General features: G+C 65.4%; 24 protein-coding genes and 1 pseudogene. 14 read left to right on the forward strand and 11 right to left on the reverse strand.

Translation table 11 applies throughout. From position 1 onward, the window contains the following. Positions 1-10 precede the first annotated feature (10 nt). The 5 genes and pseudogenes from ACLMAJ_RS03855 to ACLMAJ_RS03875 all read left to right on the forward strand — a co-directional run bounded on the left by ACLMAJ_RS03855 (position 11) and on the right by ACLMAJ_RS03875 (position 5,709). The gene (locus ACLMAJ_RS03855) at positions 11-1,240 is read left to right on the forward strand and encodes an amidohydrolase family protein (protein WP_412012076.1); all 1,230 of its coding nucleotides are present in this window, start codon (positions 11-13) and stop codon (positions 1,238-1,240) included. Next, a pseudogene (locus ACLMAJ_RS03860) lies at positions 1,240-1,443 on the forward strand (glucose-6-phosphate dehydrogenase (coenzyme-F420)); the annotation flags it as partial. The gene ACLMAJ_RS03855 and the pseudogene ACLMAJ_RS03860, both read left to right, overlap by 1 nt. 5 nt (positions 1,444-1,448) lie before the next feature. Continuing rightward, complete coding sequence (locus tag ACLMAJ_RS03865; protein ID WP_412012077.1) at positions 1,449-2,591, forward strand: XdhC family protein; 1,143 nt, start codon at positions 1,449-1,451, stop codon at positions 2,589-2,591. 580 nt (positions 2,592-3,171) lie between these two features. Continuing rightward, on the forward strand, positions 3,172-4,692 hold the full coding sequence (locus ACLMAJ_RS03870) for a catalase (protein ID WP_412012078.1): 1,521 nt from the start codon (positions 3,172-3,174) through the stop codon (positions 4,690-4,692). A gap of 207 nt (positions 4,693-4,899) precedes the next feature. Further along, on the forward strand, positions 4,900-5,709 hold the full coding sequence (locus ACLMAJ_RS03875) for a hypothetical protein (protein WP_412012492.1): 810 nt from the start codon (positions 4,900-4,902) through the stop codon (positions 5,707-5,709). A 1-nt stretch (position 5,710) separates the two neighbouring features. Here ACLMAJ_RS03875 and ACLMAJ_RS03880 read toward each other — a convergent pair whose 3' ends face one another. The 6 genes from ACLMAJ_RS03880 to ACLMAJ_RS03905 form a co-directional block, all read right to left on the reverse strand. Further along, positions 5,711-7,282: an AMP-binding protein gene (locus ACLMAJ_RS03880; RefSeq protein ID WP_412012079.1), complete on the reverse strand. Its 1,572-nt coding sequence runs from the start codon at positions 7,280-7,282 to the stop codon at positions 5,711-5,713. Continuing rightward, complete coding sequence (locus ACLMAJ_RS03885; protein ID WP_412012080.1) at positions 7,275-7,877, reverse strand: energy-coupling factor transporter transmembrane component T family protein; 603 nt, start codon at positions 7,875-7,877, stop codon at positions 7,275-7,277. The genes ACLMAJ_RS03880 and ACLMAJ_RS03885 overlap by 8 nt, the downstream gene beginning before the upstream one ends. Before the next feature lie 112 nt (positions 7,878-7,989). Beyond that, the gene (locus tag ACLMAJ_RS03890) at positions 7,990-8,670 is read right to left on the reverse strand and encodes an energy-coupling factor ABC transporter ATP-binding protein (RefSeq protein ID WP_412012081.1); all 681 of its coding nucleotides are present in this window, start codon (positions 8,668-8,670) and stop codon (positions 7,990-7,992) included. Continuing rightward, the gene (locus ACLMAJ_RS03895) at positions 8,667-9,791 is read right to left on the reverse strand and encodes a thiolase family protein (RefSeq protein WP_412012082.1); all 1,125 of its coding nucleotides are present in this window, start codon (positions 9,789-9,791) and stop codon (positions 8,667-8,669) included. Before ACLMAJ_RS03895 ends, ACLMAJ_RS03890 begins: the two co-directional genes overlap by 4 nt. After that, complete coding sequence (locus tag ACLMAJ_RS03900; protein WP_412012083.1) at positions 9,788-10,909, reverse strand: class I adenylate-forming enzyme family protein; 1,122 nt, start codon at positions 10,907-10,909, stop codon at positions 9,788-9,790. The genes ACLMAJ_RS03895 and ACLMAJ_RS03900 overlap by 4 nt, the downstream gene beginning before the upstream one ends. After that, the gene (locus ACLMAJ_RS03905) at positions 10,902-11,486 is read right to left on the reverse strand and encodes a biotin transporter BioY (protein ID WP_412012084.1); all 585 of its coding nucleotides are present in this window, start codon (positions 11,484-11,486) and stop codon (positions 10,902-10,904) included. The genes ACLMAJ_RS03900 and ACLMAJ_RS03905 overlap by 8 nt, the downstream gene beginning before the upstream one ends. 448 nt (positions 11,487-11,934) lie before the next feature. Between ACLMAJ_RS03905 and ACLMAJ_RS03910 the strand changes: the two genes are divergently transcribed. Next, complete coding sequence (locus ACLMAJ_RS03910; RefSeq protein ID WP_412012085.1) at positions 11,935-12,990, forward strand: phage tail tip lysozyme; 1,056 nt, start codon at positions 11,935-11,937, stop codon at positions 12,988-12,990. Between the two features lie 23 nt (positions 12,991-13,013). Here the strand turns inward: ACLMAJ_RS03910 and ACLMAJ_RS03915 are convergent, their stop codons facing one another. After that, the gene (locus ACLMAJ_RS03915; RefSeq protein WP_412012086.1) at positions 13,014-13,859 is read right to left on the reverse strand and encodes an SMP-30/gluconolactonase/LRE family protein; all 846 of its coding nucleotides are present in this window, start codon (positions 13,857-13,859) and stop codon (positions 13,014-13,016) included. A 229-nt stretch (positions 13,860-14,088) separates the two neighbouring features. Here ACLMAJ_RS03915 and ACLMAJ_RS03920 point away from each other — a divergent pair, with 229 nt between their 5' ends. The 4 genes from ACLMAJ_RS03920 to ACLMAJ_RS03935 all read left to right on the forward strand — a co-directional run bounded on the left by ACLMAJ_RS03920 (position 14,089) and on the right by ACLMAJ_RS03935 (position 17,720). Then, positions 14,089-14,571: a cation:proton antiporter regulatory subunit gene (locus ACLMAJ_RS03920; RefSeq protein WP_412012087.1), complete on the forward strand. Its 483-nt coding sequence runs from the start codon at positions 14,089-14,091 to the stop codon at positions 14,569-14,571. 3 nt (positions 14,572-14,574) lie between these two features. Beyond that, positions 14,575-15,777 (forward strand): cation:proton antiporter, encoded by a 1,203-nt coding sequence (locus ACLMAJ_RS03925; RefSeq protein ID WP_412012088.1) that lies wholly within the window; start codon positions 14,575-14,577, stop codon positions 15,775-15,777. 246 nt (positions 15,778-16,023) lie between these two features. Then, a complete protein-coding gene (locus ACLMAJ_RS03930; RefSeq protein ID WP_412012089.1) occupies positions 16,024-16,932 on the forward strand; it encodes an STAS domain-containing protein in 909 nt (302 codons plus the stop codon). 5 nt (positions 16,933-16,937) lie between these two features. Beyond that, positions 16,938-17,720, forward strand: a complete 783-nt coding sequence (locus ACLMAJ_RS03935; RefSeq protein ID WP_412012090.1) for a M15 family metallopeptidase — start codon at positions 16,938-16,940, stop codon at positions 17,718-17,720. Positions 17,721-17,738: 18 nt separating this feature from the next. Here ACLMAJ_RS03935 and ACLMAJ_RS03940 read toward each other — a convergent pair whose 3' ends face one another. Continuing rightward, entirely contained in the window at positions 17,739-18,248 is a 510-nt protein-coding gene (locus ACLMAJ_RS03940; RefSeq protein ID WP_412012091.1) for a hypothetical protein, read from the reverse strand. Positions 18,249-18,862: 614 nt separating this feature from the next. Here ACLMAJ_RS03940 and ACLMAJ_RS03945 point away from each other — a divergent pair. From ACLMAJ_RS03945 to ACLMAJ_RS03960, 4 genes are all read left to right on the forward strand, one after another. After that, the gene (locus ACLMAJ_RS03945; RefSeq protein ID WP_412012092.1) at positions 18,863-19,660 is read left to right on the forward strand and encodes an SAM-dependent methyltransferase; all 798 of its coding nucleotides are present in this window, start codon (positions 18,863-18,865) and stop codon (positions 19,658-19,660) included. 138 nt (positions 19,661-19,798) lie between these two features. Continuing rightward, entirely contained in the window at positions 19,799-20,221 is a 423-nt protein-coding gene (locus ACLMAJ_RS03950) for a BlaI/MecI/CopY family transcriptional regulator (RefSeq protein WP_412012094.1), read from the forward strand. A gap of 304 nt (positions 20,222-20,525) precedes the next feature. Continuing rightward, positions 20,526-21,488, forward strand: coding sequence for a M56 family metallopeptidase (locus tag ACLMAJ_RS03955; RefSeq protein ID WP_412012096.1), 963 nt, complete (start codon positions 20,526-20,528; stop codon positions 21,486-21,488). 83 nt (positions 21,489-21,571) lie between these two features. After that, positions 21,572-23,014: an alpha/beta fold hydrolase gene (locus ACLMAJ_RS03960; protein ID WP_412012097.1), complete on the forward strand. Its 1,443-nt coding sequence runs from the start codon at positions 21,572-21,574 to the stop codon at positions 23,012-23,014. Positions 23,015-23,022: 8 nt separating this feature from the next. Here the strand turns inward: ACLMAJ_RS03960 and ACLMAJ_RS03965 are convergent, their stop codons facing one another. From ACLMAJ_RS03965 to ACLMAJ_RS03975, 3 genes are read right to left on the reverse strand one after another with little or no spacing between them, the layout of a single operon-like run. Further along, positions 23,023-23,343, reverse strand: coding sequence for a ribbon-helix-helix domain-containing protein (locus ACLMAJ_RS03965; RefSeq protein WP_412012098.1), 321 nt, complete (start codon positions 23,341-23,343; stop codon positions 23,023-23,025). Next, positions 23,336-23,614: a hypothetical protein gene (locus ACLMAJ_RS03970; RefSeq protein WP_412012099.1), complete on the reverse strand. Its 279-nt coding sequence runs from the start codon at positions 23,612-23,614 to the stop codon at positions 23,336-23,338. Before ACLMAJ_RS03970 ends, ACLMAJ_RS03965 begins: the two co-directional genes overlap by 8 nt. Positions 23,615-23,663: 49 nt before the next feature. After that, positions 23,664-25,205, reverse strand: coding sequence for a DUF4153 domain-containing protein (locus ACLMAJ_RS03975; protein ID WP_412012100.1), 1,542 nt, complete (start codon positions 25,203-25,205; stop codon positions 23,664-23,666). Between the last annotated feature and the right edge of the window lie 621 nt (positions 25,206-25,826).

Consider the following 25,826-nt stretch of genomic DNA (forward strand, 5'->3'; position numbering starts at 1 on the left):
AAGGTTCTGGATGACTTCCCTTCTCATCGAAGACATCGGCGTTCTGGTCACCGGTGACGGGGCTCAGACGCCCCTTCGCAATACCACGATGACCATCGAAGACGGGATCGTCACCGGCATCGGCAGCGATCTGACGAGCCCCGATCGCGTTCTGAACGCAGGCGGGCTCACCGTGATCCCCGGCCTGGTGGACGGTCACGTGCATCCCACGTTCGGAGAATGGACGCCCGCTCAGAATGCGAGTGGATGGATCCACAACTACCTGCACGGTGGCACGACTTCGATGGTCTCGGCAGGGGAACTGCACATTCCGGGACTCGCGTTCGACGCGCTGACACCGGAACTCGTGCTGTCGATTGCCATCACGTCCAAACACACCACCGGACGCATGCGACCCTCCGGAGTCAAGGTCGACGCCGGAACGGTCCTGCTCGTACCGGGAATGAGCAGAGAACATTTCGATCGTGCGGCCGCCGAGGGCATTGATCAGCTCAAGTTCATCTTCTACGACTGGAACCGATTGGGCGACGGCGAAGCTCAGCAGTATATGACCTGGGCGCATGAGCGAGGCATGACGGTCAAGATGCACTCCGGCGGCGTCTCGCGCTCGGGCTCGAGTCGCGTGGCCGGCGCGGACGTGGTCGTTGCTGTCAAGCCCGATGTGGTCGGGCACATCTCGGGTGGTCCGATTCCCGCTCCGGACGAGGACATTCGTCGCATCTTGCGAGAACTGCCCGACACCGCAGTGGAGGTCTGCAGTTCGATGAACTACCGCGCGACCATCATCGTCGTCGACGAATTGACCGCGGCCGGGCAGCTCGACCGGCTGACGCTCGGCACCGATACCCCCGGCGGCACCGGCGTCATTCCGCGGGGAATGCTCAGGAACATCTGTTTCCTCGCATCGGTGGCCGGACTCGATCCGGCACGCGCCGTCGCGGCTGCCACGGGCCAGACTGCCCGAGCACACGGTCTCGATACCGGCGTATTGCGCGTCGGCGCACCCGCAGACGCCGTGATCCTCGGTCCGATCACCGGATCCACCGCCTCGAACGCACTCGAGTGCTTCGCCCTCGGCGACCTCCCCGGCATCGCCACGGTTCTCGTCGACGGGGAACCCAGGGTGGCGACTCGCAGTGAACAAACTCCGCCCCCCTCCCGATCTGTCTGCTGGACCGGGACGCCACCGGGATCGACGGTGTCGGCCGTAGCCGAGCCTCGCCGTTCGGGATGTTGCTGATGTCGAAATTTGGATCCAGGGGGTCGGCAGCGCAGTTCGGGCCGCGTGAGCTGGTCGAACTCGCCATGCCAGCGGGTTTGTTGGGCATGGACTCGGCGATGGTGAGCGATCACTTCCAGCCGTGGCGCCACGGCGGTCACGCACTGTTCGCACTGAGGTGGATGACGGCCCCCGGTCGGCGCGCGGACCTCCTACTGAACGGCTGATCGTGACCGAACCTCTCGATGCCCTGCTCCGTGCATGGCAAGACGATGCACATGCCGGTGTGGCGACAGTCGTTCGCACTTTCAGTTCATCGCCGCGGCTGCCGGGTGCCTTCATGGTCGTCGACGAAGCCGGTGCGGTGACCGGGTCGATATCTGGGGGTTGCGTCGAGGGCAGTGTCTACGAGACTGCCCTCGAGGTGCGTGACGGGATATCGGCGCCCGCATTGCAACGCTACGGTGTCTCCGATGACGATGCCTTCGCCGTCGGGCTGACGTGCGGTGGAACGATCGACATCTTCATCCAGTCATTCTGTCGAAGTACGCATCCGGACTTCGAGCAGGTCGTCTACGACGTGAGAGCGCAAAGGCGTGTCGCTGTTGCGACCATTGTCGACCACAGCGACAAGCACTGGGTCGGGCACCATGTAGTGGTCCGGGACCGCCCCGACTGCCCGGACAGCGCACTCACCCGCGCGCACCCGGGTCTCGTCCCCGACGTTCGGGACGCGCTCGAGACGGGCGAGTGTGCGACCGTGCCCGTGACCGGGCCGACTGGATCCGGAACGGCGTTCGTCTTCGTTCACACGCCACCGCCACTGATGCTCATCTGTGGCGCAGTGGACTTCGCGAGGGCGCTGTCGGTCCAGGGCGCTCAGCTCGGCTACCGAGTCGTCGTGTGTGACGCCCGGCCGATCTTTGCAACGCCACAGCGGTTTCCGGCCGCTGACGAGGTCGTCGTACAGTGGCCGCACCGCTACCTGCAGCGCCTCGCCGAGGGCGGGCGAATCGACGGTCGCACGGTTGTCTGCGTCTTGTCCCACGATCCCAAGTTCGACGACGCTGTGCTCGACGCAGTGCTGCGCTTGCCGTCGGTGGGTTACGTCGGTGCGATGGGATCCCGCCGCACCCACGAGCTTCGACTCCAACGCCTGCGTGAGAGGGGCTGGGGCGCAGCCGACCTGCGCCGCCTTCGCGGCCCGATCGGTCTCGATCTGGGTGCCCGCACTCCGGAGGAAACCGCCGTTGCGATCGCCGCCCAGATACTGGCCGACCGGTACGGCAGGACCGCGGCACCACTCGCGGACACCACCGGCCCAATCCACGCCGAACGTACCCTCCGCACGCCGGAAGAAGGTGCTCGATGACCATCCTGCCGCATCCAACGGTGGCGCCGATGCGCCAGGGACACAGGCTGACCCGCTGCAGCGCCTTGAAAAGTGGTTTTGAGCAACGAGTTGACTCTGTTGGGGTTCGCTGCCAGACGACCATTGAGGGTGGCGGTCGCTCGCAAGATCGACCGAGGATCGCAACACCGACGACCGCATAGTGACATGGCCACGCTGCGGCGGATCCGGAGCGGGTCGAGAATCGGGCGCTCTGCCGGGATTCGTCGCTCACGCTGTCGATGCGGTGTCGAACCCAAGGATCAGGGTGCTTCGCAGCCTGTTACGGTTTCGCCGTCGCGGACGAGGTCGACCGCGGCTTGTGCGATGGCGGACCTGCGGCGTCCTGGTGTTTCGGCCCATGAATGCCACTACTTCGCGCTACGTTTGATGGCGCGACACCTGGGAAAGCCGGTCGGTAGAAGCTACGGCAGGGTTTCGCCCTATTGATGGTCGAGGGCTCGTGCAATCGTTGCAGACCTCGTCGGTAGACGACTCGACCATATCTCGACTGCCCGCACCATCAGGCCGTGGCCTGACTGCCACGTAGAAGAGGAGCGCGATGTCAGAGCAGAACTACACCACCGACGACGCCGGTATCCCGCAACCGAGCGACGAACACTCCCTGACGGTCGGCGCGGATGGTCCGATCCTGCTGAACGACGCCTATCTGATCGAGAAGATGGCCGCGTTCAACCGCGAACGTGTGCCCGAGCGTCAGCCACACGCCAAAGGCGGCGGGGCTTTCGGCACGTTCGAAGTCACCCACGATGTCAGCGCCTACACCAAGGCCGACATGTTCCAGCCGGGCAAGAAGACGGAGATGCTCGCCAGGTTCTCCACCGTCGCCGGCGAGCGCGGCAGCCCCGATACCTGGCGTGACCCGCGCGGGTTCGCACTGAAGTTCTATACCGAGCAGGGCAATTTCGACATGGTCGGCAATAACACGCCTGTCTTCTTCGTGCGCGACCCGATGAAGTTCCAGGATTTCATCCGCTCGCAGAAGCGCCGCGCCGACAACAACCTGCGCGATCACGATATGCAGTGGGACTTCTGGACGCTGTCCCCCGAATCCGCGCACCAGGTGACCTGGCTGATGGGCGACCGTGGCATCCCGCGCAGCTGGCGGCATATGAACGGCTACTCCAGCCATACCTATCTGTGGGCCAACGCCGCAGGGGAACGGTTCTGGGTCAAATACCACTTCAAGACCGACCAGGGCATCGAGTTCTTCACCCAGGACGAGGGCGATCAGATGGCCGCGATGGACACCGATTACCACACCCGTGACCTGTTCGAAGCGATCGCAGACGGCAACTATCCGCACTGGACGCTGCACATGCAGATCATGCCGTTCGAGGACGCGAAGACCTACCGGTTCAACCCCTTCGACCTCACCAAGGTCTGGCCGCACGCCGACTATCCGCTCATCGAGGTCGGCAAGATGACCTTGAATCGCAACCCGACGGATTACCACACCGAGATCGAGCAGGCCGCGTTCGAGCCGAGCAACTCGGTGCCGGGCACCGGACCCAGCCCCGACAAGATGCTGCTGGGCCGCTGGTTCTCCTACCCGGACGCCCACCGCCACCGCATCGGCGCCAACTACAAACTGCTGCCCGTCAATTCGCCACACGCGACCACCGTGCGTTCGTATTCGAAGGACGGGGCGATGCGGTATACCAACGTGAGCGACCCCGTCTACGTGCCCAACTCCAAGGGTGGCCCGCACGCCGATCCCGCCGTCTCCGGCCCCTCCATCGGATGGCACAGCGACGGCGAAATGGTGCGCAGCGCTTACGCATTGCGCAAGGACGACGACGATTGGGGCCAGGCGGGCACCATGGTCCGCGACGTCCTCGACGACGCCGCGCGCGCACGGCTGGTCGACAATATCGTCGGGCATCTACTCAACGGGGTCACCGCACCGGTGCTGTCAAGGGCGTTCGAATACTGGCGCAACGTCGACAAGAATCTCGGCGACCGCATCGAGGCGGGCGTGCAAGCCAAACAGGACGAGCTCGACCCGAAGGCCGCGAAACAGGCCAACCCGGCCCGCTCCTCGGCGCAGCAGAAGGCGTAGTACGAGTCCGGCTCCCTGCGCGGGCGGTGCCCGCGTTGGGACCGTTCGTACGCACCGATACCGGGCGGGCAGCGATCATCGCCATCGGTGCCCGCCCTGTTCGAGTCGGCGAGATCACAGCGTGACGGCCGGGACGATCCGCCCAACAGGCGTGTCGTTGCCACAGTGCATCCGCGAGATCCAGCGGATCGAAGGAAAGGGCGTGTGATGTTCAAGGGCATGGTGCGGAAATCAGTCGTTTCACTGCTAGATACCGGATCGCGACTACAAGCGCCGATCGCGGCGAACTATGTCGAGTTCCTGCGGCGCAGGCACCCCGCTCATTCGCCCGACCAGATCGCCGGCCGGCTCGAACAGCAATACCTGATCACCGTGCTCGGCAGCGGTGTCGCGGTCGGGCTCAGCGCCGCGGTCCCCGGCGTCGGCACCCTCATCGGGTTGGCCGCGACCGCCGCCGAGTCCGCGTTCTTCCTCGAGGTCTCCACCGTCTACACCCTGGCCACCACCGCTGCTCACGGCATCGACCCCGCGCAGACTCCGCGTCGCCGTGACCTGGTGCTGGAGGTCGTTCTCGGCGAGGACGGCATGCAGATCATCGAGAAGAATGCCGCACACTCCGCCAAGAACTGGGAAACCGCGCTGGCCGACAAGATTCCCGGCCTGCGCAACATGAAGGATTCCCCGCCAAAGCGTTTCCTGGTGCACTTCATCGCCAAACGCGGTGTGCTCATGTTCGGCAGGGTGCTGCCCGCAGGCATCGGCGCGGTCATCGGCGGGGCCGGAAACCTCGCGCTCGGCAAGGCCGTGATCAGCAATGCCCAGCGCGCGCTTGGTCCCGCGCCACAGACCTGGCCGACCTCGGAATCCCCTGCCGCAGAGAATGCCTCGATGGCTCCCAGCATCGGAGGTCAAGGCGACAAAGGAAGGCAACTTCCCGAGCCGAGCTCGACGCCGATGCACGCCGTTGATCGAACCGTCCAGCCCTTCGGTAAGCCGACCGGCCCTGCACAACGATGAGTCAGTTCCGGCCCTGACGATGAGTGGCGAGCCAGGCAGCGAGGGCGTGACGGTCGAGCTTTCCGCGCGGTGTGCGCGGCAGGCTCTCGACCGTCAGGAGCTGGATCGGCATGCTCGGGCTCGGCAGGTTCGCGCGCAGGTGCCGCCAGATCTCGTCGTTGCTCGGGACGTCGCCGTGCACCACGATCGCCGCCGCGGGCGCCTCGCCCATACGGGCGTCGGGCACTGCGACGCAGGCGGCCTCCGCGATGCCCGGTAGCGCGGTGAGTGCGGCTTCGATGGCGGCGGGTTCTACATTGAGTCCGCCGCGGATCAGGGTGTCGCTGTCGCGGCCGAACAGCTGTAGGTGATTGCCGACGACCTGACCTCGGTCACCCACCGACATCCAACCGTCGACCGGGCCGTCGGTAACACCGGCTGCGGTGAGGTAGCCGTCGAACAGCATGTCGCTGCGCACGAACACCAGGCCGTCCCGAATCTGCGCCTCGACACCGTCGAACAGCTCACCCGCCGAGTTCTCGTCCATGGACCCGAGCCCTCCATCGAAGGACACGAAGCTCAATTCGGAGGCACCGTAGAAGTGCACCAGCGACGCATTCGGCAACACCTCCCGCAACGCTTCCCGTCCCGTGCGCGGCCACCGCGCCGCCGAGGAAAGCACTTCCCGGACGCTCTGCACCGGACCGATCCCCGCCCGCACCACATCCCAAGCGATCGTGGGGACCGAGTACAGGTGTGTCGCTCCGTTGGTCAACGACTGGGCGACCGGCCGAACATCCACCGTCGCACCTCGGGTAAGAGCGTGCAGCGCACCGTAGAGGAAATGAGTGTGGTCCAAGACGCCGGGTATCGAGACGCGATCGCGGCTGCCGATGTCGAAGGTGCTGTCGGAGCGATCGAGGGTGGTGGCCCAAGATCGTTGATTGCGCACGAACAGCTTCGGTTCACCCGTCGTGCCGGAGGTGACGCCGACCAGCAGTTCGGAATCCGGGTGCACACGACCTGCCGGTCCCCCGGATTCCCGTGCGGCGGAGGTCCACTCGACCCCCGCCGACCCGAGGACGGCAACGGTCGGCATGCCCCCGTCAGACCCGAACGCGACACCGGTCCGGACAACCCCTTCGGACCCGAGCACGGCAACGGTCGGCACGTTCCCTTCAGACCCGAGCACGACACCTGTCGGCTCAACCTCCTCGGATTCCAGCGTGACAGCGGTGTGGACGGCCCCCTCGAATCCCAGTCGTCGCAGTCGCCGGTGTTGGGACGGTACGGCGACGACCGCCCCCGGCTTTGCGAGCTCGAGCACTCGAGCCAGCTGATCGGGCAGCAGGTGTCGGTGCAGGAGAACGACACTCACACCGGCGCGCATGGCCGCGACCACGACAACGAGCGATTCGATATCCGAGGTGGGCAACACCGCAATCCGGCGCATACCGTGCAGTCCGGCGGCAGTGCGGCCGACCCGCGACCAGAATTCGCCATAGTCGACGCTTCCGGTTCTATCGACGACAGCGATCGACTCCGGGTGCTGTCCCACCCGTCGGGCAATCCGCTCGGCGAGCAGCTCAGTCATCGTCGACTCCCCTCGCAGCGAGCGCATCGCCCATCGCGTCCGCGGTGCGCAGCGCCCGCACCAATACCGGCGTAACCAGCGCCGTCATCGACCACTGCAAGCCGCGCGCCCGGCGCGCCTCGGCAACGTCGTGCACAATCCCGGTCAGCAGCGGAACGCACCGGATCGCCAGCGCCAGCAGCAGACCGACCCGCTCGGGATCGACCCCCACCCTGCGCAGCGGCCCGAGTGCGCGCGTCACGGCGTCGAGCATGTCGGTGACGCGAGTGGTGAGCGTGACAAGCGCCGCGAGCGCCACCGAGATCAGCAGCACACCGCACACGACGACAGCCCGCGCGGGCGAGGTGATCCACACCTGAAACGCCGCGATGATCAGCAGCATCCACACCATCGGGCGCAGTTGTGCCACAACAACCTTCCACGGAATACCGGCCACCGCGAACAATCCGGCGGCCGCCAGACCGACAATCCCGACCGAGAGCGGAGTGCGCGCGAATACCGTGGCCGCCACGATCGACACGATCAGTAGCGACAGTTTCAACCCGGCGGGCATTCGATGCAGCAGCGAGTCGCCGGGGCGATATACGCCGATCATTCGTCCAACTCCCCGGACGCGGGGACCGCAGCGCCCAGAACACCCTCGAACGCCACACTCTCGTCGAAGTGGACGACGCGCTCCCGCGGCGACATCTGGTGCACAACGCCGATCATTCGACCGAATTCCGGTACGCGGGAACAGCATCGGCTGGGGTCCCGTCGAACGCAACGGCACCGTCGTCGATGACGATGACGCGGTCGAAGCCCTCCAGCAGCGACAGTTGATGAGTCACCACGATCACCTGCTGGTCCACGGAGTCGAGTGCGTCGGCGACCACGCGGGCATTGCGCAGATCCAGCAGGGTGGTCGGCTCGTCGGCAATGATCACCTCCGGCCTGCGGATGAGGACCGCACCAATGGCGAGCAGCTGCTTCTGACCGCCGGAGAGCAGGTGCGCGGGATGATCGGCGTGCTCGGTGAGCCCGAACCGGACCAGCATCTGCTGCACACGCGCACCGACCTCCGGCTTACTCAGACCGGTCCGGCGCAGCGAGAAGGCGAGATCCTCCGAGACCGTCGGCATGACGATCTGGGTGTCGGGGTCGGTGAAGACGAACCCGACTTTGCGGCGCACCTGCGCGCCCTTTCGCGCCGCGTCGACTCCGTCGACCGTGACGATGCCGGAGGTCGGCTTCAGCAACCCGTTGATCATGCGCGCCACCGTCGACTTGCCGGAGCCGTTGGATCCGATGATCCCGACGCGGCGCTCGGTGATGCGTAAGTCGATATCGCGCACCACTTTTCGGTCGCCGAAGTGGTGGCTCACCGAGTCGAAGACGATCTCGCTCACGACACCCGCTCCACAAGCATTGCGATGCCCTGCCCGCCGCCGATGGCACATGCCGCGAGCCCCAGGGCGGGGCCGCCCTCGCGCAGCATCTGGCTTGCCAACCGCACCAGCAAGATAGCTCCGGACGCTCCCCACGGATGGCCCATTGCGATGGCGCCGCCTTCGGGGCAGATGGTGGACTCGTCCAATCCCAATTCGTCCGACACCGCGAGAACTACCGACGCGAAGGCCTCGGTGATCTCGATGATGCCGAGGTCGGCGACATCGACTCCGTTGCGCTGCAACAGTTTACGTATTGCGGGGACCGGGCCGAGGCCGGGGAACGCCGGATCGGTTCCGGCGACCGCTGACCCGAGTATCCGCAGCGCGGGCATCCCCGCGGCCAGCGACTCGGTGGTGACGGCCAGCGCGGCGGCGCCGTCGGAGATGCCACAGCAATTACCGGCGGTAGCGGTTCCGTCGACGCCGAAGCTCGGTCGCAGCCGCGCGAGCCTGGCCTCGGTCATACCCGAGCGGATGCGTTCGTCGCGGTGTACCTCGCCGATCGCGACGATCTCCGAGGAGAAGTCGGCTGCCGCGGCGAGAGTGTGTGAGCGCGCCGCGTACGCATCCTGTCGCTGCCTGCTGATACCGCGAACGCGCGCGAGGTCGTCGGCGGCCACACCCATATCAGGATCCGGAAAGCCGGGCGGCGCAAAAGGAGCACGGGTGTATCGCACGGGATCCGCCGCGGAGACCGGTGGCCAGAATCGCCACGGCGCCGTGCTCGCCGATTCGACGCCGCCGGCCACAATGAGCTCGTCCGCGCCGCCGCGCACCCGCAACGCCGCCTGCATGACCGCATCCAGGCCGGAGCCACACTGACGGTCGACGGTGACACCGGGAACGTGCACACCCAATCCGGCCTGTAATGCCGCGACCCGCGCTGGGTCTCCGCCCGGACCGAGACAGTTACCGAGCACGACATCGTCCACCTCGGCGTCGATACCCAGCTCGCGCAAGCAGGACAACACCTCCCGCAGCACGGGTGCGGCCAGGTCGGTGGTGGTCAGATCGGCGAATCCGTGCCCGGCGTTGCCGATCGGTGTCCGACGCGGCGCGACCAGTACCGGGACATTCATGTCAGCAAGTCTTTCAGCCGACCTCGGGCAAGCTTGCCGCTGGCGGTCCTCGGCAGTGCGGGCAGCGGGACCCAGCGGCGCGGCATGGCTTCCTTTGTCAGAACTCGGCGCGCTCGCGACCGAATCTCATCGATACCAGCGCCGTCGAGTTGCACTGCGGCCGTGACAGTTTCACCGAATACCTCGTGCGGCGATCCGATGACGGCGGCGGCAGTGACACCGTCGAGCATCTCGAGGATGCGCTCCACATCCTCGGCGACCACGGTGGTGCCGCCGACGTTGATAGCGGACTCGCCCCTGCCGAGGACGGTGAGCTCACGGTCCTCGCCCAACTGCGCGAGATCACCGACGCCGAACCAGTCGGGCGCACCGATGACACGGTAGGGGGATCGGACGTAGAGCAGTCCGCCGCGCACCTCGGCCTCGACGTCGTCGAGCAGTCGAAGCGGCGCGGGAACCCGCCGTGCCGCGATAAGGGAGACCTCGGCGGACCCGTAATACTCGATGATCTCGAGGCCCCGCGCCGCCGCGGTCGCGCCGTCATCGAGGGCGATGCCAGCGACGATCGCTGTGCGCAGCTTCGGAGCAGTGCCTATCACCGCACGCAGTACGGCGGGCACCGCGTGCACCACTGTCGCCCGCGACGGATCGTCGGTGACACACGCGCCGCGCCACAGCGCGTGCAGTGCACCGAACAGGTGCATGGTCGCGTGCAGTGGGCCGGTGAGCAGTACGCGGTCGGTCGCGTCGATGCCGGTGATCGTGGTGAACGCGGGGAAGCTGTCGTACCAGGACGCCGCGGTCCTGGCCAGCGACCGTGGGCGGCCGGTCGAGCCCGAGGTTGTGACCAGGAGAAACGCCGACGGCGGAAAACTCGAGCGATCCGGGCGCGCGTCGGGGTTCTCGACAATCACCGGGACCCCGTGACGCGCCGCAGCACAGACACAGATCAACGCGTCCACAACCGCGAGTCTCGACGCGTCGTAGACCGGCGCGTGCGGCCCCTGCTGCTCGATCCACTGCTCGATCGCCGCGTCGAACTGCCCATAGGTGAACGTGCGGCCCTCGACGTCGATAGCGGGCTGATCCTGCGCGCCGCCGAGTTCGGGGCTACGCACCGATCAAACCGGGGTACGCGCGGTGCACTCCCTTGGCGACCACGGTCGCGACGACGACTTTCAGCAGGTCACCCGGAATGAAAGCAAAATTCGTGGTGATCGCGTGCCGCACCCCGAGGTCCGTCCGCAGCAGCAACCCCAAGGTGCCGAAGAGGTAGATGATCCCGATCCCGCCGATCGCGTTGACGAGCAGACCGAGCACTGTCGGGTACTTCGGCAGAATCCGGGCGGTCAGCAGGCCGATGAACAGGGCCGCGGGAATCCAGCCGACGAGATAGCCGGCACTCGGTCCCGCCAGCGCCGTCAAGCCGGTGCGCCCGCCGGAGAGCAGCGGGAGCCCGATCATCGTCAGCGCGAGGAAGACCAGCACCGCGGCCGTGCCTTTGCGCGCGCCGAGTACCGCGCCGGCCAGAATGACACCGAGGGTCTGCACCGTGATGGGCACACCGCTGAATCCGACTGTGATGGCACCCGGCAGGCCCAACGCCGCGATCAGCGCCGCGAACACGGCGATCTGCGCCATGTCCCGCGCGGACATACCGACCCTCGACGCTCGAGGGTTCTCGACACCAGCCACGACGACATCCTCCACTACTTGAACGACGTTCAAGATAGCAGGTGAGCGCAGTACGGGATCGAACGCGGCGAGGTGGACGTTCGGACACGATTCGCCCGCCACGCCGCTGTGGTCGTTGCTATCGCACTGGTCGTTACCCACCCTTAGCGCCTATGTCCGCCGCCTGCCCCTCCTGCTCCTGGTCCTCGCCGATGCACATCTCCTCACACCGCTCCGTCCAGTACCTACGTTGCGTGTGCGGCAAATGGCTTGTCGCACATCGCGGTGGCGTGAACCTCATCGCGGGTACCGGCAAGAAACCGGCGGCCTCCGAACACCTCGAACTGATTCCGCTGCCCGAGGACTGATCATCGGCGCCGCCGCGTTCCCAGGAACGGGAAGGCGGATGGCAATCCACTCACGGAATTCCGGCTACGCTGCCGAACAGGTAGTGGCGGACGGAAGGTGAATGATGGCTCCCCCTGTCCCGATAGACTTGCCACGGCGTACCGACGCCCCCATCCTGAACACATTCGTCGGCCACATCGAAACAGTGTTGCGAAAGTTTCGGGACGATCTCGTCGGCGACGGCACCGCCGAGCAGATGACGCTGCCCGAGATCGAAAAAATGGGGGATCCGCCGCTCAGCGAGGGCGACATGGTATCGAAATACAGCGCCGATAAAGACCAGGTCAACCTCTATAAAACAGATTTGAATTCGTTCGATGTCAACGTAGCCGATATCGCAAAGAATTCGGCCGGAATAGCCAAAGATGTGAACGATAAACTCACAAAACTCGTGAGCGACATCGACGGAATTTTCAATGGCATTCCACAAAAGCCGAGCATACTCGAGCAGTTCAATGCCATTGGCAAGATCGACACGCTCGTTGACGATATGACGAAGGAAGTTTCCGACGCGAATAAGAAATTGCACGAAAACGCCGGAAATGTGAACGACCCCATTCCTCGGCCTAGCTATGGCAATGCAGCACACCCCGGAGGTGGCCACAATTACGCTCCGGGTAGCGGAACTCCCTCGATGGGCAATCTCACAAATGCCGAGGCCATTACCACCGGCCAGAAAGCAGAAGCAAGCAAGATTTACGAGTACCTGATACAAAAAGGGTTCACACCGGCGCAGGCCGCGGGCATCTTGGGCAACATGCAGGTCGAGTCGGGCTTCGACACCGGCGCTTACAACCCCCGTGAAGGCGCCATCGGCCTGTGCCAATGGGAAGGCGGACGCCGAACGGAACTCGAGGCGTTTGCCGCCGGACGAGATCCAGCACTTCCCGGCGGACGAGATATCGGCGACTGGCACACCCAGGTTGATTTCATGATGAGCGAATTGAGCGGCAGCGAATCCGGCGCATTAGGTCATATCAAGTCCGCGCAAACACCTGGCGATGCAGCAGCGGCCTTCGATCAGTTCTATGAACGGAGCTCCGGCGAAGCCAGAGGGCAACGCGTCGCCAACGCGAACAACATTGCCCAGACCCTGGGTGCCAACATCGCCGTGTAGCACCGTCGGCATTCACGTCGGCGCTACGGCCGTCCGGCACGTGGGACGGCGACCTCGACGGTGAGTACACGGCCGGTACGGGTGGAGAACATCTCGCCCATATTCTCGACGCCTCGCCAGTCCGCGAGCATCAGGAACAGTGTTGTGCCATCCGCGCCGCCGAGCATGCAGGCGAAGCAGGCTCCGTCGAGTTCGATCCGGTCGAGTACCTCGCCACCTTCGCGGACGCGCTGGACGATGGGTTGGTCCCCGGCGACATCGGAGGTCCAGATCGCACCGTCCGCGTCCATGGTGATGCCGTCGCCATTCACCTGGGCCCAGATCCTGCGATGGGTCAGACTGCCGTCCGGTTCGATATCGAAGGCGGTGAGCTGCCGCGCCCAGCTCTCCGCGACGATCAGTGTCGAGTTGTCCGGCGTGACAACCATGCCGTTGGGGAACCAGATGTCCTCGGCGACTCGGCGGATGCTGCCGTCGGGGGTGATCATCGCGATCGATCCCGGGCGGAATTCCTCTTCGCCGAAACGGAATCCGACGCTGTTGACGTAGATAGTGCCGCGGCCGTCCACGACAACCTCGTTCAACGCGCTGCCGACTCCGCGCAGGTCCGCGTGGGTGACCAACGCGCCATCGGACTCGAGGCGCAGCAGTTGATCGTCACCGGTCACGAGCATCCGGCCGTCGGGCAGCCAGTCGAGGCAGAACCCGGCAGGCTTGGGGCCGCGCGCGATCACTTCGGTTTTGCCTTCGAGGTCGGCCGCGACGATCTCCTGGGCGCCACCCCAGTTGCCGAACCAGAGCCTGTTGTCGTGCCAGCGCGGTGATTCCCCCACATAAAGGTCGCTGATCAGTGTTTTCGGCGTGAACATGGTTGCTCCTCGTGCGATCGGATTGCTGAAACCAGGGACTGTCTTCGGTAACTACACGAACGGCGCTTCCCCAAATCGACACACGATCGGTCACCGCACGTATATCCGGATCGCCGGGGTCGCAATCGAAACGACGTTTCGCCTGCTACAACCCCGATTCGAGAGAAGGCAAACGGACAAAACGCCCACCCAGTGCATGCGGCGGTGCGGGCGAAGCTAGGCTCGTGGGGTGAATGTTGAGGTGACACCGTTACCAGGAATCGGTGTACGTAAGGACTTTCCGATCAAAAGCGCGCATCGAAGGATCGGTGTCATCGACCGTCGAGACGGCACGATCGACCTGATCCTCAGCAAGGCCGACAACCCGGATGTCACCGATCAACTACATCTGTCGGCCACCGAGGCCGCGGCGCTGGCGAACCTGCTCGGAGCACCACAGTTGGTGGCGCGGCTGCGCGAAGAACATCGGGAACTCGAAGGAGTCAACACGCGACAGTTCCCGATCCTGCGCGGCTCCCCCTTCGACGGACGCATGCTCGGCGAAACCGAGATGCGAACACGGACAACGGCATCCATCGTCGCGGTGATGCGCGCCGGGCAGGTCATCGCTTCGCCGGGCCCCGATTTCACCTTCGCCTCTGGCGATCTACTCGTCATCGTCGGTACCGCGGACGGCCTCGACGCCGCCGCCGATCTCCTAAGCCACGGCTGATCAATGGTGTTCGAAGGAACCGCGCTCTCGCTGATCCAGCTGGGCGCGGTATTTTTTGGCCTCGGCCTGCTCGGCCGCCTCGCCGCCCGCATCGGAATGTCGCCGATCCCCCTCTATCTCATCGGCGGGCTCGTCTTCGGCAACGGCGGATTCATCGCCTTGAGCAATGTCGACGAGTTCATCCACCTCGCCAGCGAGATCGGTGTGGTGTTGCTGTTGCTGCTGCTCGGCCTGGAATACAGTGCGCCGGAGCTGGTTACCGGGATGCGAAGATCCTGGCAGGCCGGACTGCTCGACATCGCACTCAATGCGACGCCCGGCGTCCTGGTCGCCCTCGCTCTGGATTGGGGTCTCACGGGCGCGATCGCGATGGCGGGCGTCACCTATATCTCTTCCTCCGGGATCGTCGCGAAAGTACTCAACGACCTCGGCCGACTCGGAAACCGGGAAACACCGGTGATCCTGTCGATCCTGGTGTTCGAGGATCTCGTGATGGCCGGCTATCTGCCGGTATTGACCGCGGTGCTCGCCGGTGTCGGATTCCTTGCCGGATTGAAGACCCTGGCCATCGCATTGATCGCGGTCACCGTGGTGCTCGTGGTCGCCTTGCGCTACGGCAAATACGTCTCGGCGGTCGTCGCCAGCGAGGATCGTGAGATATTCCTGCTCAAACTGCTCGGCGCCGCGCTGCTGGTCGCCGGATTCGCCTCAGCGGTCCAGGTTTCCGCGGCGGTGGGCGCGTTCCTGCTCGGTATCGCAATCTCCGATTCGACCGCACACAACGCGACGAAGATCCTCGAACCGCTGCGCGACCTGTTCGCGGCGATGTTCTTCGTACTGTTCGGTCTGACCACCGATCCGGCGAGCATCCCACCGGTATTGGGGTGGGCCTGCCTCCTGGCGGTGGTCACCACCGCCACCAAATTGGCCACCGGCTGGTGGGCCGCCCGGCAGGCCGGGGCATCTCGCTACGGTCGGGCCCGTGCCGGCACCGCACTCGTTGCACACGGCGAGTTCTCCATCGTGATCGCGGGTCTGGCCGTCGCGGCGGGCGCGGTCCCCAACGAGTTCGCCGCGATGGCCACGACCTATGTACTGATCATGGCGGTCATCGGCCCGATCGCCGCCCGCGTGGTCGAGCCCATCCTCAATGTGTCGACTCGCCTGCGGTCCACACCCAAACCCGCATCCGAACCACGGGAATGATCGTGGCGGTGTCGGCCGGCCGACGCCATCGGCCCTGTACCGCAACGGCTCAGTGCGGCCCCGCGCTCGGATACGGACGCTCCGCCGGACCTCGACTCAGCGAAATGTGCGGGGGACACAAGCGCACGGTGTTCGACCAGGACTCGGTATAAGATTCCGCGTACCAGTCGGCATTGGTCCACGGACGCCGTGGGCGGGTCGGTTGCTGTCGGGTGTAAGTCACCCGGGTCGGGATCGGAGACAGTGGTGCCCAAGGTGTCGCACGAAGTCGGTAACGCGACGATTCCTACCGGATCGAACGAGGGACTGCTCTCCGAGCTGGTGGAGCACCTGCGCCAGAACCGCACGATACTGCGGGAGGAATGGGCTCGGCGGATCACCGAGGCGCAGCTGCTGACCGCGATGACTCCGGATGAGATGTTCTCCGAGGCGACGTCGGTGTACGACAACTACGTCGCGGTGCTGGAGACCGGTTCGGTGGAGGCGCTGCAGGACTACGCCCGCGACCTGTCCGAACGCATCATTCCGCGTGGCGTGGAAACAGATGAGGTCCTCGGTATCGTGCTGCTGCTGCGTGATGTGCTCGCGCGTTCGCTGTTCGAGAAGTATCAGGGCGACTTCGAACTGCTAAACCAGGTCCTCGACGTCTACGAACCGGCAGCGAACCGCATCGCCAGCACCGTGGCCATCTCGTTCGTGCAGGAGCGCGAACGCATCATCCGCCAACAGCAGGAAGCGATCCGGGAGCTCTCGACGCCCGTGCTCCAGGTGCGCGAGCAGCTGCTGATCCTGCCTATCATCGGCGTGCTCGACGGGCAACGCGCCCGCCAGCTCACCGAACAGCTACTCGGCGCCATTCGCAACAATCGCGCCAAGGTCGTCGTCATCGACATCACCGGTGTGCCGACGATCGACTCCACCGTCGCCAACCATCTCGTGCAGACGGTCGAAGCGTCCGGGTTGATGGGTGCGAGCGTGATCATCACCGGCCTTTCCTCGGAGATCGCCCTGACACTGGTCACGATCGGGTTGGACCTGTCGAAGATGAACGCGGTCGGTGACCTACAGGGCGGCATCGAGGAAGCCGAACGACTACTCGGATACGACGTCACCCGCAGCGGTACCGGCGAATTTCTACACGCAGGCGAGCGTTGAGTCCCATGCCGTTGTCGCGGCGTCTCGGCTCACTGATACTGGCTGGTGTGGTGGCCGTGGCGCTCGCCGCGTGCGACGGCAGCCGTGTCGACGCACCACCGCCGCCGGGTACGGAGTCCTTCGTTTCCATTACCGACGTGGATCCGACGATCATCGTCGAGGCTCGCTATTTCGGGCAGCACAACTTCCTCGGCACGCGGGTCACCGGGTACGAAGCGCCCAAATGCCTGCTGACCGAACAGGCGGCAGCGGCCCTGGCCCAGGTCCAGCAGGAGTTGCGGCCGATGAATCTCGCGCTGAAGACCTACGACTGTTACCGCCCACAGCGTGCGGTCGACCATTTCGTCGCGTGGGCGCGAGATCTCGGTGATGTGAAGATGAAGGCCGAGTTCTACCCCGCAGTGGACAAGGCGAACCTGTTCCGGGACGGCTACATCGCCGAGAAGTCAGGCCACAGTCGGGGCAGCACGCTCGACCTCGCCATCGTCGCGCTGCCCGCGGCCGAACCCGAGCAGTATCGCGAGGGCGATCCGCTGCGCGAGTGCGCCCTGCCCACCGATCAGCGCTTCCACGACAACATCCTCGATTTCGGTACCGGCTACGACTGCTTCGATCCCGCTGCCCACACCGCGAGTCCAGCCGTCGGCGGCACCCAGCGGGCGATGCGCACGCTCTTGGCGAATCTGATGGACGAACACGGGTTCAAGAATCTGCCCGAGGAATGGTGGCACTTCACTTTGAGGGACGAACCCTTCCCGCAGACCTACTTCGACTTCCCCATCCGCTGACTCCGAGACACCCGCGGTCTATCGCAGCGGCGCTGTGGTCGCGTTCGTCCGCTCCACGTATTCATCGTTGATCAAGTGGTAGGCCTGCCCGAGATCGTCGAGTGCCTGTTGCCATCGGGATTCGGCGTCACCGTCGCCAGGGTTGCGGCTCAACGACAGCAGTGCCTCGGTGGCATCGGCCGACCTGGCCGCCGCATCGAGCAGGATCGGCGCGGGGTCGACCGTCGTCTCGGCGGCCAACGCCTCGATTCGGTCACGCAGCCAGCGGGCGTCGAAACCCGCCTGCTCGCTGGCATTCTCGCCATCGATCTGCCGGGTGCTCGGCGCGGCGGAGTGTGCGCCGCCGCCCTCGGTCATGGTGAGTACTCGCCGCAGTTCGCCACTGGCCGCGCGATAGAGCAATCCGACCAGCAGTGAGCGCTCCGAGACCGGCCCGCGAAATCCCGCACCGTGGTCCTGCCCGCCGATCTCCGCGGGATCGATCCGCAGAATCGCCAACACCGCCCGCAACTGCGCGATGGTTACCATCCTGTACCTTCCCTGTCCGTCGCGGCGGCACTGGGCCGCACCGAGGAAGCTGTTGCCACACAACACGGTCAAGACCACATCATCGAACCATTAACCCGCCAGTAGCCATCACGACGGTCTCTCGATACAGGAACTCCGACTCGCAAATCGGCGGTCGACGCGATGACATCGGTTGCCATGCCTTCGCTGAACCCAGGAAACCCTATACAGACTCGCGCACACTGTCTATCAATCAGACACGTTCGGAGCCGATTTTACCCGCGAGTGCACCATAGCCCGATCCCGGCGTGATCTACCACGACTGCAAGTGGCGCGCGAGGGTCGCGGCCATCGGCTGGCCCGTCGCGTCCTCGTACACGATGTGCCGGGCTCGGATTGACTTCGAAACAGAGAATCCGTCCGTCGGGGAAACGTAGGTCGATCCCGGGCAGCTCCGGCCCGAGACCGGCGGCGGCCAGCTCGTGCGGATGCCCCAGCAGCAGTGAGATCGACTGTGGCGCTCGGGACTTCATCGTCAACACCGAATGGCCCGATTGGCCGGCACGAACGAAGTCGCCGTGGTTAGGTTCATCTGAGTTCGATAGCTGTGGCAATGCGGTACAGGAGGATCAACGATGACAGGTTCGAAGTCGGCGGGCGTTGACACGACCAAACCGAGCATCGCGCGCGTTTACGACGCGCTACTCGGCGGGACGGACAACTTCGCCGCCGACAACGCCGTCGTCGAGCATCTCGCCGAGACGCTGCCGGAGATCAGTGAGGTCGCCAGGATCAATCGGGCGATACTCGGGCGCGGCGTCCGCTACCTCGCCGGTACCGCGGGCATCACGCAGTTTCTCGACCTCGGGGCCGGGTTACCGACGATGGAGAACACCCACCAGGTCGCGCGGTCACTACAGCCGGAGGCGAAGGTCGCCTACGTCGACTTCGATCCGATCGCACTGGCCCATGGACGAGCACTGGTAGAGCACAGCGAAGGCACCGTCGTCGTCGCCGCGGACCTGCGTTCCCCCGCCGAGGTGCTGGCGGACCCCGCGGTTGCGCAGACCATCGACTTCTCCCAGCCGGTCGCGGTCATGCTCGTCGGCATCCTGCACCACCTGCACGACGACGAAGACCCCGCGGCCATCGTCGACAGCTACCTCAGCGCCGTCCCCTCGGGCAGCCACCTGTTCATCACCCACTTCTGCGATTCGGGCCCCGAGGCCCGCGCGCTGGAGAAGTCGTTCCTGGAATTCCTTGGTACAGGGCGTTTTCGGACGCACGAGGAAGTGCTCGGTTTGTTCCGAGGTCTCGAACTGGTCGAGCCCGGTCTGGCATACCTGCCCGAATGGCGACCGACCGACGGAGCACCCGGCGAACTGACCATCACCCAACGGTTGATGATCGGCGGGATCGCCCGCAAACCGTGAACGCCCGACAGGGTGCGGCCCATACCGCTGCTTCGTCTCGGCGCGCGAACCGACGCGACTGAAAGTACTATGTACGTACGCAGAAAGTAGTGTGCGACGGGATGCCGGTCCCGCCACCGCCGCTACTGGAGGTGAAGTATGCGCATACCCAGATTCGGTGAGCTCGAAGCGGTCATTATGGACCGGGTATGGGATCGTGACGAACCAACAACTGTCCGTGGGATTCTCGACGAAATTGTCGCCCAACGCGAGATCGCTTACACCACAGTGATGTCCACGATGGACAATTTGCATCGCAAAGGCTGTCTCGAGCGGGAACGCGTCGGTAAGGCCTACGTGTATCAACCCACATTGACGCGCGAGCAGTACAGCGCCGCGCTGATGCGCGAGGCACTGCACGGCGGTGGTCGATCGGACCTCGTGCTGGCGTATTTCGTCGAGCAGATCGACGCAGATGAGTCCGCGGGCCTGCGTGCCGCGCTGCGGCTTCGGCGAAATCAGGCGCACGCGAAGTCTGCCGAGGGCGCGGCCGCGCAGCAGCGAACGCAGCCGACCACGTAGCACTCGCGTCACACCTGGGCACGGCACGTCACAGCGATACCGAGCCCCGCCGCCATACGCACCGCGAATCCACAAGTTCAGCATGGGGATTCGCGGACATCGCGCACTCTATGGACAAGCAGATATTACGTATGTAGATAGTAGGTGTCCGCTAGATTGAGTGCATTCACGGTTTGCCGCCGCGGCCCGACGCCGATCGATAGGAGGAACGCTTGACGCGTTTTCACGCACTAGAGACTTCGAAGCAACGCGGCACCGAGCTATCGGCACCAATCCGGCCGCCGACCACGCTTCGGGCCGCCGGATGAGCGAGGCGGTTTGCCTGCTTCTCTATAGCTTCGCCGTCGCCGTACTCGCGCCGCGCCCGCTCGCGCGACTGACGCACCGTGGTGCCGCAGCCAAGTTCGAGTTGGTCGCGTGGCTCAGCGCGATCGGTTCCGTGGTCGTCTCATGGGTAGCGGTTCCGGTGATCGTCATCGCCTACGTGATCATCGATGTGGCCGAGCCGGGCCGTCCGGTGCTCGACAGCTGCTACACGCAACTGCACGACGCCGCTACCGGCCACTACGGAGTCCTGGCGCAGGGCGGATTTCTCGCACTGACGGGCTTCGCCACCTGCGCGGGTGTAGTGCTGCTCGTGCGGGTCGGCCGATGGTTCCTGTTGGCTCGCAGCACAACTCACGAACACGCGCGGATGGTGCGGATCGCGGGCCGTCATGATGCCGGACTGGACGCCATCGTGCTCGATGTCGCCGAACTCGCCGCATACAGCGTCGCGGGCAAGCAACACACGATCGTCGTCACCAGGGGCGCGATCGCCGCTCTCGACGACGGCCAGTTGCGTGCCGTATTGGAGCACGAACGAGCGCACCTGGCCGGTCGGCACCATCTGTGGCTCGCACTGACTCGCGGACTCGCGGCCAATCTCGCCAGGATCGAACTGTTCACCCTGGGTGCGACCGAGGTCGCGCGGCTACTGGAGATGTGCGCCGACGATGCCGCGGCTCGGGTGCACGGCCGAGCCGCTGTCTTGCGCGCCCTGCTCACCCTCTCCGGCATCCCCGAATCCGCCTCCCCCGCACTCGGCATGAACGGCGTCGACCTCCCCGCACGGGTCGAGCGGCTCATCCCGCCGATCGAGCCGAGACCGGGCGTTCGCGCTCACCTACTACTTGGGGCCGTTGTCGCGATGGTGATCATCGGCCCGCTGACATCGGCGACGTTGGCCGCCATCGGCATCGCTGTCAGCGCGCAATTCCCGGACTGATCGCCCTCCGGATCCCTTTGCCCGGCAAACCTTTCCGATCCCGCAATCTTGCGTATCACGCAACTTTCGGTACCGTAGGTGGCGTGGCATTCGTACTCGGATTGCGCGAACGCAAGAAAATGGCGACACGCGAAGCGCTGGGATTCGCGGCGCTGCGGCTCGCGGTGGAGCTCGGGCTCGAGGACGTGCTGGTCGAGGACATCGCCACGGCGGCAGGCGTTTCCACGCGCACTTTCAACAACTACTTCGCCAGTAAGTACGAGGCCATCTGCGCGATCGCGGTGGATCGGGCACGACGGATCGCCGACGGGCTGCGCGAGCGGCCGAGCACCGAGTCGCTGTGGCCCGCGATCATCCACGCGGTGCTCACCGAGTTCCGCGACGCCGAAACTCCCGACCCCGCCTGGACGAAGGGCGTGCGGCTGATTACCGGCGCACCCGCGCTGCAAGGCGAATACCTCAAGGCGCAGAACGTGATCCAAGAGGCGCTCGCCGAAGCCATCGCCGAGCGGACCGACCGCGATCTCGACGCCGATATGTTCCCGCGGATCATGGCGGGCGCCATCTCGGCGGCGCTGCACGTGGCCATCACCCGCTGGGTCGACGCCGACCCACCGGTCGCGGCCCTACCCGTCATCCGAGAAGCGTTGCAGCAACTGTCACTACTCCCAGGAGCCTTCCCGATGGACATTCCGACCAACCACACTCTCGCCGTTCCCGGCGCGAACCTCTACTACGAAATCCGTGGCGCAGGCCCGCTTTTGCTGCTGATCCCCGGCGGCAACGGGGACGCGAGCATCTTCGACGCGCTCGCCGAGCGGATGGCCGACCGCTACACGGTGGTCTCCTACGATCGACGCGGCTTCTCCCGCAGTCCGATCGACGGGTCACCGGCGAGCCGGGTGGCCAACGACGGCGCCGATGCCGCGGCACTTCTGCGCCATCTGACCGATCGGCCCGCCTACGTCCTCGGTAGCAGCTCAGGGGCGATCGTCGCGCTGGAACTGCTCAGCACCCACCCTGAGCTCACCGACACGGTGATCGCACACGAACCGCCGCTGGCCACCGTGCTACCCGACGGCGACAAGTGGCTCGCCTTCCTCGACGACATCCACGAAAAGAGCAACAGCGAAGGCACTCTCGCCGCGATGGGCGCGTTCGCCGCGGGTGTCGGCCTGCGGATGCCCGAGCGTCCACCGGTCGAAGACCTGCCGCCCGACGCGGCCGCGATGACGGCTCGGATTCAGCAGAATCTGCAATTCTGGATGGAACACGAACTGCGCCAATACCCCCGCTACACACCGGACCTCATGGCATTGCGGGCGGCATCGGCCAAGCTCGTGCTCGCCGTCGGACACGATTCGAAAGACAGCTTCCCTGCGCAGCCGAATGCCGTTCTCGCCCAGCAGCTCGAGCTCGATGTCGTGGAGTTCGCGGGCAACCATGTCGGCTACCTCATCGCTGCCGACGAGTTCGCCGCGCAACTAGCCGCCATGTTGCCCCGTCGTACCGAGGCGACTGCGTGACCGGTCGGCTATGCCGACTGGCGCAGGGGGTGTAAAGCGGCCAGAGCACGCAGTGCGTCGGCGCGCGAGATCGGCTGGTCGTTCTCCAGGGCGGCGAGTTCGAGTTCGATCCAGTCGCGGATCAGTGCCGACATGGTGACGTTGCGGGTCTCCGCGGCCTTCTTCACTCGCTGATGCAGTTCGAACGGGATGCGCAGCGAGGTGGTGACGGTGACCGCATCGTCGCGCAACACGGGCGGCGCTTCGGCCGGACCCACGGGATCGTCACCGAATTCGAGGCCCGCCAGGAAATCCTGGATGTCCCCCGGGTTCGTCGGATAGTCAGTCATCGGCGTGCTCCCAACGCTCGAACTCCGCGACCTGCGTGTCTGTCATAGCGACAGCACCCAGGATGTCCCACTGCCAGTCCTCGGTCCGGCGGAGGGCGACGATCAGCGGCCTGCCCGCGTCGGTTCGGCCCCATACTGTCAGGACCGCCAGCCCGCCTGGACCGCGCGCCCGCCGAGGCCATCGGCGAACACCGGTGAGCACTTGCTGCACCTCGCGGGGGTCGATCCCGATCAGTGATAGCAAAGCCCACTCAGGCCAGTTATAACCCACAAGCAGGGATAATACAAGTGTATTGCCTTCGGGGACGAGCGGGCCTCCTTCAGCGTGCGCGGGCACGCGACAGATTCCAGCCCTGCCAGCTGTCGCCGTCGAGGTCCGCGCGAATCGGATCGAGCACCTCGGCGCGCAGCGGCTCGGGTAACCGCCGCATGACAGGGAAGATATCGGGCGAGAGCGTGCTCAGGTACTCGGTGTCGAGTTCCTTGCCGTGCTGCCAGCGGTCGATGTTCTTGTCGGCGACAAGGGCTTCCGGGTTCAATACCGCGAGAGCCAGCAATGTCGCCATGGCGGTACCGATCGCGGCGCGTGGCAGCCAGGCACGTTCCAGCCGCAGCACCGCGGCGATCACCAGGAGATAGACAAGACCGAGCCACAGTTCGCAGACCTCGACCAGCACTCGAAGCACCGTGAATCCATATGCCTGCTGATACGTCCACATGCGACCGAGCGCGGACGCGACGATGACCAACGACAGCAGACTGATCGCGCACAACAACGTCCGCAGCCATATGCGATCAGACACCGAGTCCTTCGACGCCCCTCGCAAGACGACGAGGATGACAGCAAGGGTCAACATGGTGACGATCGAGAGCTGCCAGAAACCACTGCGGGCATATTCGGCATAGGTGAGCCCGCCGGTGCGCTGGACATAGCTGTCGCCACCGAACAGCGCGACGAATTGGGCGCCGACGAACACGGCGAACAATGCGGTCAGCGCGCCGACAGGCAATGCCCACTCCAGCCGGTGCAGCGACCGGCCGATCTCGGGTCCTCCCCCGGTGGCCGCCTCGGCAGGAGGCCCGGCCAGCAGGTACATCGCACCGAGGGAACCGAGCCCGACGACGACGAACAGCACAATCCACCGCACTACCGAATCCGCGGCGATCTCCGGTGTCACGCTGGCCAGCATTTTCGCGAACGTCGCATCCGCCCCGCTGAGCAATGGCACGAAGACCGCCAGCAACGCGACTGTCACGGCCACCGATCCCGCGACCCGCCAGGACCGAGTCCCGCCGCTCCCGCGAACCCGGCTCAGCGCCGCATACACCCAGGGCAAGGCAGCGAACGATTCGATCGGCACCGCGATCACGTCGTACCAGACGCCATTGGCCGAACGCCGCCCAACCGCGGCAAGCGATCCAGCCACACACGCGGCAAGCACGCACAGCACGAACAACCACCCGGCGGCACGAAATGTACCGACCGCCAGCAACATCAACGCCGCGGCCGACCACCAGAGTCGGCCCCGATTCCGTACAGTCCCGACATCTCTCGCCCCTGCCACATCCTCGGCGGCTGCTTCGCGGTTGGGCACCGAAGTCTTAGACGGCTGCTGACCGGAGCCCACGGCTGCACTACCGGCACCCACCATTCGCCGATCATCGGCCCCGCGCCGGGCCGACGGCCTATCGCCATCGGCCGAAGCCTCTTCGGCTCCCGCGGCCGCACGCCGAGCACGGTGATCCACCACGAACACCGCACTCGCGGCCACCACTGCGGCCAGCACCCACCCGATCCCGGGGCGGTCCAAGGGGATCAGAGCCGCACCCGAGACTCCGGCGATGCCTACGGCGGGCAACACCCCCCGCGGAACCGCGACTCGTCGCCACCTCGGCGGTACCCATGGTTTCGGCGTGGAGAGCCCCTGAACTCCAGACGGAATAGGCATATCCTTCGACGTCGCCCGCGACTGCCGCCTTGCAGGCGAGACGGGTCGTGCGGGACTCGTCGGCGTCGACGAGTTCACTTGCCGGGCATTCGACGGCTTGGTGACAGGATCCGAATCCGCGCCGTCTCGCGGCACCGTCGGTGTCGGTCCGGGCGCTGCCGACGCGGGAGTCACAGGCGTCGATGCCGGTACTTCCGTGAACGGACGGTCCTGGGATGCCGACATTGCGGGCGGCATCGCCTCCGCTGCACGCTCTGCCGAGATTGCAGCGGCTGCCGAGCTGCCCGGACTGTCGGCGTCTTCCGATGCCGCGCCTACTGCGGCAGGCGCACTGGTCACAGTGCCCCCGGCCACCGATGGTTGTCGGCTCGGTGCCACCGTCGGTGCGGCGGATTCCGCGGCGGCCGGGGTTGTGTCCGGGGCCGGGCTGTCCGACGGGGTCGAGTGTGCCTCGGCGGACGCATTGTCCGATGATGGCGCGCTTCCTGTCGGTCGGGGCGCCTCAGGCGGTTCGCTTTGGGCTAAAGGTTGTTC

It is taken from the genome of Nocardia arseniciresistens (genome assembly GCF_046764875.1).
GTDB lineage: Bacteria > Actinomycetota > Actinomycetes > Mycobacteriales > Mycobacteriaceae > Nocardia > Nocardia arseniciresistens.